This is a genomic window from Serratia ficaria, from assembly GCF_900187015.1.
In the GTDB taxonomy this organism is placed as follows: Bacteria; Pseudomonadota; Gammaproteobacteria; order Enterobacterales; family Enterobacteriaceae; genus Serratia; species Serratia ficaria.
Genome location: NZ_LT906479.1, coordinates 4,158,728 through 4,171,805, shown reverse-complemented (window position 1 = coordinate 4,171,805; position 13,078 = coordinate 4,158,728). Strand labels below are relative to the sequence as shown.

6 protein-coding genes and 2 tRNA genes are annotated in these 13,078 nt (G+C 62.1%); 5 read left to right on the top strand and 3 right to left on the bottom strand.

The window, feature by feature from the left end:
* Nucleotides 1–197 precede the first annotated feature (197 nt).
* Genes ptrA through recD form a run of 3 tightly spaced genes read left to right on the top strand, consistent with a single transcriptional unit; the run spans nucleotide 198 to nucleotide 8,478 of the window.
* On the top strand, nucleotides 198–3,086 hold the full coding sequence (gene ptrA / locus CKW09_RS19660) for a pitrilysin (protein ID WP_095100273.1): 2,889 nt from the start codon (nucleotides 198–200) through the stop codon (nucleotides 3,084–3,086).
* Nucleotides 3,083–6,631, top strand: coding sequence for an exodeoxyribonuclease V subunit beta (recB, locus tag CKW09_RS19655; RefSeq protein ID WP_095099005.1), 3,549 nt, complete (start codon nucleotides 3,083–3,085; stop codon nucleotides 6,629–6,631). Before ptrA ends, recB begins: the two co-directional genes overlap by 4 nt.
* On the top strand, nucleotides 6,628–8,478 hold the full coding sequence (recD, locus tag CKW09_RS19650; RefSeq protein WP_095099002.1) for an exodeoxyribonuclease V subunit alpha: 1,851 nt from the start codon (nucleotides 6,628–6,630) through the stop codon (nucleotides 8,476–8,478). The genes recB and recD overlap by 4 nt, the downstream gene beginning before the upstream one ends.
* Nucleotides 8,479–8,515: 37 nt before the next feature.
* Here recD and argA read toward each other — a convergent pair whose 3' ends face one another.
* Nucleotides 8,516–9,841, bottom strand: coding sequence for an amino-acid N-acetyltransferase (argA, locus tag CKW09_RS19645; RefSeq protein WP_095100268.1), 1,326 nt, complete (start codon nucleotides 9,839–9,841; stop codon nucleotides 8,516–8,518).
* Nucleotides 9,842–10,081: 240 nt separating this feature from the next.
* Here argA and amiC point away from each other — a divergent pair, with 240 nt between their 5' ends.
* Entirely contained in the window at nucleotides 10,082–11,335 is a 1,254-nt protein-coding gene (gene amiC, locus CKW09_RS19640; protein WP_061796771.1) for an N-acetylmuramoyl-L-alanine amidase AmiC, read from the top strand.
* A gap of 90 nt (nucleotides 11,336–11,425) precedes the next feature.
* On the opposite strand, the gene CKW09_RS19635 is transcribed toward amiC, so the two are convergent.
* Together CKW09_RS19635 and CKW09_RS19630 are read right to left on the bottom strand one after the other, a co-directional pair.
* A tRNA-Met gene (locus CKW09_RS19635) sits at nucleotides 11,426–11,502 on the bottom strand.
* A gap of 63 nt (nucleotides 11,503–11,565) precedes the next feature.
* Nucleotides 11,566–11,642, bottom strand: a tRNA-Met gene (locus CKW09_RS19630).
* A gap of 216 nt (nucleotides 11,643–11,858) precedes the next feature.
* On the opposite strand from CKW09_RS19630, the gene mltA reads away from it, so the two are divergent.
* Nucleotides 11,859–12,995 carry a murein transglycosylase A gene (gene mltA / locus CKW09_RS19625; RefSeq protein ID WP_061796767.1) on the top strand — a complete coding sequence of 379 codons (1,137 nt, stop codon included), beginning with the start codon at nucleotides 11,859–11,861 and terminating at the stop codon, nucleotides 12,993–12,995.
* Nucleotides 12,996–13,078: the final 83 nt, after the last annotated feature.

The window sequence follows — 13,078 nt, the reverse complement described above, 5'->3', positions numbered from 1 at the left end:
CCCAAAATGCCGGGGGCCGCATCAAACGGCAAGTAAACCCATCCCGCAGGGCCAACATGGGCCCATAAGCCGGGTGAGTGAGCGTAGCCAATACGAAGGCGGCTTTATGCATGAGGGAAAAAGTTGCGTGATTTTTATGAACACCGTCGCGTCAGGGAATGGGCGGGACGGTGTCAGAATAGGGGTTCATTTTGGATATGCGCAGACAGTTGGCCCGCCTCACCGGGTTGGTATTATTGGCAATGTGTTGGGCGCCGTTAAGCTGGGCCGCACAGGGATGGCAACCGCTGGCGGAAAAGATCAATAAAAGCGAGCAGGATCCGCGGCATTATCAGGCGATCAAGCTGGCGAACGGCATGACGGTGCTGCTGGTGTCCGACGCCCTGGCGCCGAAATCGCTGGCGGCACTGGCGCTGCCGGTCGGTTCGCTGGAGGATCCGAACAGCCAGCTTGGGCTGGCTCACTATCTGGAACACATGGTGCTGATGGGTTCCAAGCGCTATCCGCAGCCGGAAAATCTGTCGGAATTCCTGAAAAAGCACGGCGGCAGCCACAACGCCAGCACCGCTTCCTACCGCACCGCTTTCTATCTGGAAGTGGAAAACGACGCGCTGGAACCGGCGGTCGATCGCATGGCGGATGCCATTGCGGAACCGCTGCTGGAGCCGGGCAATGCCGATCGTGAACGCAATGCGGTCAATGCCGAACTGACGATGGCGCGTTCGCGCGATGGCATGCGCATGGCGCAGGTCGGGGCGGAAACGCTGAACCCGGCGCACCCGAGCGCGCGCTTCTCCGGCGGCAACCTCGATACCCTGAAGGACAAACCGGGCAGCAAGCTGCACGACGAACTGACCGATTTCTACAAGCGCTATTACTCGGCCAATCTGATGATGGGCGTGCTGTACGGCAACCAGTCGTTGCCGCAGCTGGCGGAAATTGCGGCCAAAACCTTTGGCCGGGTGGCGAATCATGACGCCAGCGTGCCGCCGATCACCGTGCCGGCCGTAACGCCGGAGCAGCAGGGCATCATTATTCACTACGTGCCGGCTCAGCCGCGCAAACAGCTGAAGGTCGAGTTCCGCATCGACAACAACAGCGCGGCATTCCGCAGTAAAACGGATACCTACATCGGCTACCTGATTGGCAACCGCAGTAAAAACACGCTGTCCGACTGGCTGCAGCAGCAGGGCCTGGCGGATGCGATCAACGCCGGCGCCGATCCCATGGTCGACCGCAACGGCGGCGTGTTCTCGATCAGCGTGTCGCTGACCGACAAAGGCCTGGCCAGGCGTGACGACGTGGTAGCCGCCATTTTCAACTACCTGAAAATGCTGCGCAGCGAAGGCATCAAACAAAGCTACTTTGACGAGATCTCGCACGTCCTGAACCTGGATTTCCGCTATCCGTCGATCACGCGCGACATGGATTACATCGAATGGCTGGTGGACACCATGCTGCGCGTGCCGGTCGAGCACACGCTGGACGCACCTTATCTGGCGGATCGCTATGACGCCAAGGCGATCGCCGAGCGTCTTGACGCCATGACGCCGCAAAATGCGCGCGTCTGGTTTGTCAGCCCGAATGAGCCGCACAACAAGATGGCCTACTTCGTCAACGCGCCTTATCAGGTGGATAAAATCACGCCGCAGCGCTTTGAGCAGTGGCAGCAGTTGGGCAAGGGCATTTCCCTGTCGTTGCCGACGCTGAATCCGTATATTCCGGATGATTTTACCCTGACCAAGCCGTCTCACGCGTTCAAGAAGCCGGAAATGGTGGTGGATCAGCCGGGCCTGCGCGTGCTGTACATGCCGAGCCGATACTTTGCCGATGAGCCTAAGGCGGACGTTACCGTCGCCTTCCGCAACGCCAAAACCATGGACTCCGCCCGCAATCAGGTGCTGTTCTCTTTGACCGACTATCTGGCCGGCATTGCGCTCGATCAGCTGAGCTATCAGGCATCGGTAGGCGGTTTAAGCTTCTCCACCTCGCCGAACAACGGCCTGATGTTTAACGCCAACGGTTTTACCCAGCGCCTGCCGCAGCTGCTGACCTCGCTGATTGAAGGCTACTCCAGCTTCACCCCGACCGAAGATCAGCTGGCGCAGGCCAAGTCCTGGTATCTGGAGCAGCTGGATGCGGCCGAGAAGGGCAAGGCGTTTGAACTGGCGATCCAGCCGGTGCAGATGATTTCGCGCGTGCCTTATTCGGAGCGCAGTGAGCGCCGCGAGGTGCTGAAAACCCTGACGCTGAAAGACGTGCTGGCTTACCGCGACAGCCTGCTGGCCGAAGCGACGCCGGAGCTGCTGGTGGTGGGCAACATGAGCAAGCAGCAGGTTGACACCCTGGCCTCGACGCTGAAGCATCGCCTGGGCTGCACCGGCGTTGAGTGGTGGCACGGCGAAGACGTGGTGGTGGACAAAAAACGGCTGGCCAACCTGCAGCGCGCGGGCAGCAGCACCGACTCGGCGCTGGCGGCGGTCTATGTGCCGACCGGCTACGATGAAGTGGCCGGCATGGCCTACAGCTCGCTGCTGGGGCAGATTATCCAGCCGTGGTTCTACAGCCAGCTGCGCACCGAAGAACAGCTGGGCTATGCGGTATTCGCCTTCCCGATGTCGGTAGGCCGCCAGTGGGGCGTAGGCTTCCTGCTGCAGAGCAACAGCAAGCAGCCGGGCTATCTGTACCAGCGCTATCAGGACTTCTACCCGAAAACGGAGCAACGCCTGCGCGCGATGAGCGAGGCGGACTTTGAGCAATACAAACAGGCGCTGATCAACGAACTGAAGCAGCGGCCGCAAACCCTGAGCGAAGAAGCCAGCCGCTTCGCCAACGACTTCGACCGCGGCAATTTCGCCTTTGATACCCGCCAGAAGCTGATCGCGCAGGTCAAGCAGCTGACGCCGGCCAAACTGGCGGACTTCTTCCATCAGGCGGTGATCGCGCCGCAGGGGCTGGCGGTGCTGTCGCAGGTTAGCGGCAGCGGCCAGGACAAGGCGGACTATGCCGAGCAGAAGGGCTGGGTCACTTATTCTGACGCCTCCGCATTGCAGCACGTTCTGCCGCGCAAGGTGGCGACGCCATGACAGACACGGCCCCGCAGAGGCTTGATCCGCAGACGCTGCCGCTGTTTGGCGAGCGGCTGATAGAAGCGTCGGCGGGGACCGGCAAAACCTTCACCATCGGCGCGCTGTATCTGCGCCTGTTATTGGGGTTGGGGCGGGAGGCGGCATTCCCCCGGCCGCTGACGGTCGAAGAGATCCTGGTGGTGACCTTTACCGAGGCCGCCACCGAGGAGCTGCGCGGGCGCATACGCGCCAATATCCACGGGCTGCGCATCGCCTGCGTGCGCGGTAAAAGCGATAACCCCTTGTTTACCGCGCTGATGGCTGAAATCGACGATCGGGCCGACGCCGCCGCGCAGCTGCTGGCGGCCGAACGGCAGATGGACGAAGCGGCGATTTACACCATTCACGGCTTCTGCCAGCGTATGCTGACCCACAACGCCTTCGAATCCGGCATGCTGTTTGAGCAAACGCTGGTGCAGGATGAGTTGCCGCTGCGTCGGCAGGCCTGCGCGGACTTCTGGCGCCGCCACTGCTACCCGCTGCCGCTGGGCGTCGCCCGTGCGGTCAGTCAGGAGTGGAGCGGCCCGGAAGCGCTGCTGGCCGATCTTTCCGGCTACCTGCACGGTGAGGCGCCCACGCTGCGCCAGCCGCCGAAAGACGGCGAAACGGTGCTGATGCGCCACGAACAAATCGTGGCGCGCATCGACGCCATCAAGGCGCAATGGCGGGCGGCGGGCTCCCTGGAGGCGTTGATCGGCCAGTCCGGCGTCGACAAGCGCAGCTACAGCAGCAAGCACCTGCCGAACTGGCTGACCAAGGTCGGCGAGTGGGCCGCACAGGAAACCCAGGACTACCAGCTGCCGAAGGAGCTGGATAAATTCCGCCAGTCGGTGCTGCTGGAAAAAACCAAAAAGGGCGAACCGCCGCGTCACCCGCTGTTCAGCGCGATCGATGAACTGTTTGCCGAGCCCCTGACGCTGCGTGACCTGATCATGGCGCGCGCGCTCAGTGAAATTCGCACCTCCATTCAGCAGGAAAAGCGCCAGCGCGCCGAGCTGGGCTTTGACGACCTGCTGAGCCGGTTGGACAGCGCCTTGCAGAGCGGCGGCGGCGAGCAACTGGCGCAGGCGATCCGTCAACGTTATCCGGTGGCGATGATCGACGAATTTCAGGATACCGACCCGCAGCAATATCGCATCTTCCAAAAGATTTATGTCGGCCGGCCGGACTGCGGCCTGCTGCTGATCGGCGATCCGAAGCAGGCGATATACGCCTTCCGCGGCGCCGACATCTTCACCTATATGCGCGCCCGTTCCGATGTGAACGCCCACTACACGCTTGACACCAACTGGCGCTCGTCTCCGATGATGATCGCCAGCGTCAACCAGCTGTTTTCTCAGGTGGATAAGCCGTTCCTGTTCGACCAAATTCCCTTTATCGAAGTCAGTGCGGCGGAAAAGAACCAAGGGCTGGCGTTTGAACTGCATAACAAGCCGCAGCCGGCGATGCAGTTTTGGCTGCAGCAGGGCGAGGGCGTGGGGGTAAGTGATTACCAACAAATGATGGCGCGCCTGTGCGCCGCGCAAATCCGCGACTGGCTCGGCGCCGGGCAGCGGGAACAAGCCTGGCTGAACGACGGTAAAAACCGGCGACCGGTGCAGGCCTCGGACATCACGGTGCTGGTGCGCAGCCGCAACGAGGCGGCGCTGGTGCGCGATGCGCTCAGCGCGCTGTCCATTCCGTCTGTCTATCTCTCCAACCGCGACAGCGTTTTCGACACGCCGGAAGCCAAGGACCTGCTGTGGCTGTTGCAGGCGGTGCTGGCGCCGGAGCAGGAGCGCACGCTGCGCAGCGCCATGGCCACCGGCCTGATGGGGCTGGATGCGCCTACGCTGGACGGCCTGAGCCGCGACGAACGGGCCTGGGACGCGCTGGTGGTCGAGTTTGACCAATACCGTACCCAGTGGCTGCGCCGCGGCGTGTTGCCGATGCTGAGCGAGGTGATGAAGCGCCGCCAGCTGGCGGAGAACCTGTTGGCCAGCCCCGGCGGCGAACGGCGCCTGACCGACGTGCTGCATCTGGGCGAGCTGTTGCAGGAGGCCGCCGCGCAGCTCGACAGCGAACACGCGCTGGTGCGCTGGCTGGCGCAGCAAATTGCCCAGCCCAACCGCCAGTCCGATAACCAGCAACTGCGGCTGGAAAGCGATCGCCATCTGGTGCAGGTGATCACCATCCACAAATCCAAAGGCCTGGAGTTCGATCTGGTGTGGCTGCCGTTCGTCGGCAATTTCCGCCAGCAGCAGCAGGCGCTGTATCACGATCGCCACAGCTTCCAGGCGCTGCTGGACCTCAACGCCAACGAAGAGAGCCAGGCCTGGGCGGAAGAAGAACGGCTGGCGGAAGATTTGCGCTTGCTGTACGTGGCGCTGACCCGCTCGGTGTACCACTGCAGCATCGGCATTGCGCCGCTGATCCAGGGCACCCGCAAGAAGCAGGGCGACACCGATCTGCACCGCAGCGCGCTGGGTTATCTGGTGCAGGCCGGGCAAGCCGGCGATGCGCTTTATCTGCATGAGCGCCTGCAGCGGCTGGCTGGCGACGGCGTGGCGCTGGCGGTGGTCGAGACGCCGGATGAACACCCCTGGCAGCCGAACACGGCAGCCGCTGAAACGCTGGCGGCAAAACATTTCACCCGTCAAATCCAGGATTTCTGGCGGGTGACCAGCTATACCGGGCTGCAGCAGCACGGCGCCTGCCTGATGCAGGACCTGCTGCCGCGGCTGGATATCGATGCCGCGGGCGAGCAGGCCGAAGACAGTGAGCCAGCGCTCACACCGCATACCTTCCCGCGCGGCGCGGCGCCCGGCACTTTCCTGCACAGCCTGTTTGAAACCCTGGACTTCACCCAGCCGCTGGACGCAGAGTGGCTGTTGGCGCAGCTGCAGCAACAGGGCTTCGCCGACCATTGGCAGCCGGTGCTGCTGGCGTGGATGCAGGTCTTGCTCACCACGCCGCTGAACGACAGCGGCGTGACGCTGTCTGCGCTGACGCCGCAGCACAAGCAGGCCGAGCTGCAGTTTTATCTGCCGATCAACCGACCGTTGCAGGCCCCCGCGCTGGATGCGCTGGTGAAGCGTCACGATCCGCTGTCGGCCCGTTGTCCGGCGCTGGATTTCCACAAGGTGCAGGGCATGCTCAAAGGTTTTATCGATTTGGTGTTCTGCTGGCAGGGCAAATACTATCTGCTGGATTACAAATCCAACTGGCTGGGGGAGGACAGCAGCGCCTACACCCGGCCGGCGATGGAGCAGGCGATGGCGGAGCATCGCTATGACCTGCAGTACCAGCTGTATACCCTGGCGCTGCACCGTTATTTGCGCCACCGGCTGCCGGACTACGATTATCAGCGCCACTTTGGCGGGGTGATTTATCTGTTCCTGCGCGGGGTGGATGCACAACACCCGGGCAACGGCATCTTCGCCTGCCGCCCGGAACAGTCCCTGGTGGAAGGCATGGATCGGTTGTTCAGCGGCGAGACCGCCGCGTCGGAGGAGGGATCATGATCGCGCTGCTGGAGCAGGCGGTGGCGCTCGGCGTACTGCGGCCGCTGGATGTGCAATTCGCCCGCGTGGTGGCGACCGAAGACCAACCCGATATTCTGCTGGCCGCCGCCTGCCTGAGCGCCGAGGCGGGGGCCGGGCATGTCTGCCTGATGCTGGAGCAGCTGCAGGCGGACCAGCTGTTTGAAGGGCGGCAGCCGGAACTGGCGCAGGCCGCCTGGCTGGCGGCCGGGCAACCGGACACCGCCCGCTGGCGGCAGCGCCTGACGGAAAGCGCGGCGGTGGGCGACGGCAGCGGCGCCACGCCGATGGTGCTGCAGAATCAGCGTTTGTATCTGCAGCGCATGTGGCAGAACGAAGGCGAGGTGGTGGCGTTTATCAGTGGCGACAGCGAGCATCAGGCGGTGGAGGAAGCGCAGCTGCGCGCCATTCTCGACCGGCTGTTCGGCGCCGCGGCCGATGAGCCGGACTGGCAGAAAATCGCCGCCGCGGTGGCCGCGACCCGGCGCATTGCGGTGATCTCCGGCGGGCCGGGCACCGGCAAGACCACCACCGTCGCCAAACTGCTGGCGGCGCTGGTGCAGCTTGGCGAAGGCGAACGGCTGCGCATTCAGTTGGCGGCGCCGACCGGCAAGGCGGCGGCGCGGTTGACCGAATCACTGGGCAGCGCCAGCCGAAAACTGGCGTTGACGCCGGCGCAGCAGGCGCTGTTCCCGACGGAGGCGGCGACGCTGCACCGGCTGCTGGGCGCACAGGCGAACAGCCAGCGCATGCGCTACCATCGCGGCAATCCGCTGCATCTGGACGTGCTGGTGGTGGATGAGGCCTCGATGGTCGATCTGCCGATGATGGCGCGCCTGATCGCCGCCTTGCCGAAGCAGGCGCGGGTGATTTTCCTCGGCGACCGCGATCAGCTGGCCTCGGTGGAGGCCGGTGCGGTGCTGGGCGATATTTGCCGTTTCGCCGAGCAAGGGTACAGCGACGCACGCGCGGCGGAGCTTACCCGGTTGACCGGCTATCGGTTACAGGGGCGGCCGGCGCAGGCGGAAGCGGCGGTGCGCGACAGCCTGTGCCTGCTGCGCAGGAGCTATCGTTTTGACGCCAATTCCGGCATCGGCCAGCTGGCGCAGGCGGTTAACACCGGCGATGGCGAGCGGGCACGGGCGGCGATCGGCGGGCGTTTCAGCGACGTCGCCGGTTATCCGCTGGCGACCACCGAAGAATATCAGGCGCTGCTGGATATGTGCGTGGCGGGCTATCGCGATTACCTGAAGCGGGTGGTCGGGGGGGCCGATGCCGTGGAGGTGCTGGCGGCGTTTGGTCATTTCCAGGTGCTGTGCGCGCTGCGCGAGGGGCCGTTCGGCGTCGCCGGGCTGAACGAACGCATCGAGGTCGGGCTGCAGCGCGCCGGGTTAATCCAGCGCCCGCCGGCGGCGTTAGGGCGCTGGTATCCGGGGCGGCCGGTGATGATCGGGCGCAACGACAGCGCGCTGGGATTATTCAACGGCGATATCGGCATCGCCTTGCGCGATGAGAGCGGCGATCTGCGCGTGCATTTTCAATTGCCCGACGGCAGCATCAAGTCGGTGCAGCCCAGCCGCCTGCCGGCGCATGAAACAGCCTATGCGATGACGGTGCACAAGTCTCAGGGCTCGGAGTTCGATCATACGGTGCTGGTGCTGCCCAATCATTTCCTGCCGGTATTGACCCGTGAGCTGGTGTATACCGCGATCACCCGGGCGCGCAGGCAGCTTTCGCTGTACGCCGCCGATGGGGTGCTGATGAAAGCGATCCGCACGCCAACCCAGCGGCGCAGCGGGTTGGCCGAGCGTTTGCAGCGCGCCGACTAAACGGCGGAAGGGCGCAGCGCCGCCGCGCCCGCAGAAATTACAGGTCCGCCAGCAGAATTTTGGAGCGGCGCTGGTAGTTGTACAGCGCTTGTTTTTGCATCGGCAGCACGTCGACCTCCGCCGGCGTGAAGCCGCGCTCCTGGAACCAGTGGATGCTGCGGGTCGTCAGTACGAACAGCTTCTGCAGGCCCATTTGCCGCGCCTGATTTTCCACCCGCTGCAGCAGCATTTCACCGCGCGATGAGCTGCGGTAGTCCGGGTGCACCGCCACGCAGGCCATCTCGCCGATTTTTTCTTCCGGGAACGGGTACAGCGCCGCGCAGGCGATGGTCAGGTTGTCGCGCTCGATAATGGTGAACTTGTCGATTTCCATCTCCAGCTGCTCACGCGAGCGGCGCACCAGTATGCCTTGTTGCTCGAGCGGACGAATAAGCTCGAGGATGCCGCCGATGTCGTTAATCGTCGCCCGGCGCACCTGTTCGGCGCTCTCCATCACGATTTGGGTGCCGATACCGTCGCGCGAGAACAGTTCCTGCACCAGCGCGCCGTCTTCCTGATAGCTGATCAGGTGGCTGCGGCGCACGCCGCTGCGGCAGGCCTTAACCGCGCCGCGCAGGAAGCGCACGGTGCCGGAGTGATAGTCGCCGCTCTCTTCCAGCGCTTCGATGCGTTTTTGCGCGTCGTTGGGGAACAGTTCGGAAATGATATCACCTGCCTGATCGGTGACCCCCTGCGACGAACAGAAGCCGATCATTTTTTCCGCCTTCAGCTTGATCGCCAGCTGGGTGGCGACCTCTTCCGAGGTGAGGTTAAAGCTTTCACCGGTCACCGACACCGCTACCGGGCCGATCAGCACGATGGTGTTGCTGTCGAGCTGGCGGTGGATGGCTTCTTCGTCGATGCGGCGAATGCGCCCGCTGTGGCAGTAATCCACGCCGTCATCGATGCCCAGCGGTTGGGCGATGATAAAGTTGCCGCTGACCACGTTGATGTGCGCGCCCTGCAGCGGGGTATTGTTGAGGCTCATCGACAGCCGGGCGGTGATGTCCAGCTGCAGCAGCCCGGCGGCCTGCTTGACCAGCTCGAGCGTCGGGGCGTCGGTAACCCGGGTATGCTTGTGATAAATCGGTTCGAGGTTATGCTGCGCCAGATTGCTGTCGATCTGCGGCCGCGCGCCATAAACCACCACCAGACGAATGCCCAGGCTATGCAGCAGCCCGATATCGTTGACGATGTTGGAGAAATTCTCATGTTCGATGGCTTCCCCGCCGAGCATGACGACGAACGTCTTGCCGCGGTGGGCGTTGATATAGGGAACTGAGTGACGGAATCCTTGAACCAGCTCTGTACTACGTTCCTTCACGGCCAAACCTCTTTTGCATATTTATACGATATTTTTGTATTTTTATTCTTTTCTTGGCCCAATGGCAAGCGGGAAATTATCTCAATTCTCTCACTAAGGGCGCTGAATCGTTAATAAATTGAAAAACCATAAAAAGATTTTCTGGTGACAGGGCTGGCATGATTGGTTAAAGTTTTCGGCATTCCCGTTTGACCGGTGTTTTTTTCATCTGTTGTAATCTGTTATCACTGCCGGAGTCGCATGCCAAACTCAAATCACAATCTGGGCCGCCGTCGTTTATTGCAGGGGGTTGCCGCCAGCTGGTTGCTGAGTGTGAGTCGCGTAGGCTTCGCCGCATCGTCACACGTGATCGCCGTGCGCGTCTGGCCTTCTTCTACCTATACCCGCGTCACGCTCGAATCTAACGTTGAACTGAAATACAAACAGTTTGCGTTGACCAATCCCGACCGCGTGGTGGTGGATATCGAAGGCGTGCACCTCAACAGCGTGCTCAAGGGCATTGTCGGCCAGGTTCGCGCCGACGATCCCTATCTCAAACAGGCGCGGGTTGGCCAGTTCGATCAAAACACCGTGCGGCTGGTGCTGGAGCTTAAGCAAAGCGTCAGTCCGCATATGTTCTCGCTGGCGCCGGTACCGGAGTATCGCAACCGCCTGGTGATGGACCTCTATCCCACCAAGGGCGGCGGCGGCGGCGAGGAGTATGATCCGCTATTGGCGTTACTGGAAGATTACAACAAGGGCGATCTGGAGCGCACGCTGCCGGCGGAAGCGCCGCAGGCCGGCAAGGCGGGGCGCGACCGGCCGATCGTCATCATGCTGGATCCCGGCCACGGCGGTGAAGATCCCGGCGCCATCGGCAAGTTTAAAACGCGCGAGAAGGACATCGTGCTGCAGATTGCCCGCAAGCTGAGCGCGTTGATCAAGCGCGAACCGAATATGAAGGTATTCATGACCCGCAACGACGACGTGTTCATTCCGCTCAAGGTGCGCGTCGCCAAGGCGCGCAAGCAGCGCGCCGACCTGTTCGTTTCCATTCACGCCGACGCCTTCACCAGCCGGGCGGCGCGCGGCTCCTCGGTGTTTGCGCTGTCGACCAAGGGCGCCACCAGCTCGGCGGCCAAGTTCCTGGCGCAGACCCAGAACGCCTCGGACCAGATCGGCGGCGTCAGCAAGAGCGGCGATCGCTATCTCGATCACACCATGTTCGATCTGATCCAGACCGCCACCATTAACGACAGCCTGAAATTCGGCAAGGAAGTGCTGAACCGGATGGGCAAAATTAACCGTTTGCATAAGAATCGCGTCGATCAGGCCGGTTTTGCGGTGTTGAAAGCGCCGGACATCCCGTCGATTCTGGTCGAGACGGCGTTCATCAGCAACATAGAAGAAGAGCGCAAGCTGCGCACCAGCCATTTTCAGCAGCAGGTGGCGGAGTCGATTCTGGCGGGGATCAAGGCGTATTTCGCCAACGGCGGCGCGCTGGCGAGCAGATAACCTTGGGGCCAGGTGCAGGCCTGGCCGGCTTCGGCGGATTTCAGATACAAAAAAACACCCTTGAGGGTGCTTATCTGTTGTTATCAAGATTGGTTGCGGAGGCCGGATTTGAACCGACGACCTTCGGGTTATGAGCCCGACGAGCTACCAGGCTGCTCCACCCCGCGTCCGTCTTGATACCGTATTATCGAAACCCACCTTTCATGTGATACCGCTGGTACGGTATCGGTTGGTTGCGGGGGCCGGATTTGAACCGACGACCTTCGGGTTATGAGCCCGACGAGCTACCAGGCTGCTCCACCCCGCGTCCGATGGATGCGCACTATACTCTCCGTGCATTTTGTTGCAAACCCTTTTTGCTATTTATTGGGTTAAACCCGTTTTTCTGCTGAAATTGCCCGCAATTTGCGTTCTTTTTCATCATTATTCTCTGGGCGGTTTTTTTTATTTGCAGCGATTCCTTTATCAAGGAGCCTTTGTTATCGTTCAGCCGGTTGATCATATTAGTTTGAGAGCGTGCGCGATGAAAGGACGTTGGGGCAAATACCTGCTGGGCGGGTTAATGGTGGCGGTGCTGGCGGGGTGTTCGTCCAAGCCGACCGATCGTGGGCAGCAATATAAGGACGGCCGGCTGGAGCAGTCGCTGGAGTTGGTCAATCAGCCCAACGCCAAAGGCGTGCCGGTTAACGCCAGGGATTACTCGAGTCAGCTGATGGAGATCAAGTACGCCTCTCCTTCGCTCTTCAACCGCAATACCACCACCTTCCAGGCGGTGCAAAACTGGATGGCCGCGGGCGCTGATACCCGGCAACTGAGCCAGTACGGCCTCAGCGCTTACCAGATGGAAGGGGTGGACAACTACGGCAACGTGCAGTTTACCGGCTACTACACGCCGGTGGTGCAGGCGCGCTACACCCAACAGGGCGAGTTCCGTTATCCGCTGTACCGCATGCCGCCGAAGGGCCGGGGCCGCCTGCCGGATCGCGCGGGCATTTATTCCGGCGCGCTGGACGACCGCTATATCATCGCTTACACCAACTCGCTGATGGACAACTTTATGATGGAAGTCCAGGGCAGCGGCTACGTGGACTACGGCAACGGTCAGCCGTTGGTGTTCTTCGGCTACGGCGGCAAGAACGGCCACGCTTACCGCAGCATCGGCAAGGTGTTGATCGACCGCGGCGAAGTGGCCAAGGCGGATATGTCGATGCAGGCGATCCGCCAGTGGGCCGATAGCCACAGCGCGGCGGAAGTGCGCGAGCTGCTGGAGCAGAATCCGTCCTTCGTGTTCTTCAGGCCGGAATCTTTCGCGCCGGTGAAAGGCGCCAGCGCGGTGCCATTGATCGCCAAGGCCTCGGTGGCCTCCGACCGTTCGCTGATCCCGGCGGGCACCACGCTGCTGGCCGAAGTGCCGCTGCTGGACAACAAGGGCAAATTCACGGGAAAATATGAAATGCGCCTGATGGTCGCGCTGGACGTCGGCGGCGCCATCAAGGGCCAGCACTTTGACATGTACCAGGGCATCGGGCCGGACGCCGGCCACTCGGCGGGTTACTATAACCACTATGGCCGCGTCTGGGTGCTGAAAGGCTCCGGTGGCGCGCAGCTGTTCAGCGCCAAGCCGCAGAACAACGGCGGTTCGTTGCTGGTTACCCGCTAACGGTGAAGTCGCCGCAACGATATTGACCCGCAAGGGCCGGATCTTCCGGCCCTTATCATTTGCACTACGAAGGTAATTAACGC

Coding starts and splice junctions, on each gene's coding strand:
- ptrA (WP_095100273.1), top strand. CDS start 198: ATGCGCAGACAGTTGGCCCGCCTCACCGGGTTGGTATTATTGGCAATG.
- recB (WP_095099005.1), top strand. CDS start 3,083: ATGACAGACACGGCCCCGCAGAGGCTTGATCCGCAGACGCTGCCGCTG.
- recD (WP_095099002.1), top strand. CDS start 6,628: ATGATCGCGCTGCTGGAGCAGGCGGTGGCGCTCGGCGTACTGCGGCCG.
- amiC (WP_061796771.1), top strand. CDS start 10,082: ATGCCAAACTCAAATCACAATCTGGGCCGCCGTCGTTTATTGCAGGGG.
- mltA (WP_061796767.1), top strand. CDS start 11,859: ATGAAAGGACGTTGGGGCAAATACCTGCTGGGCGGGTTAATGGTGGCG.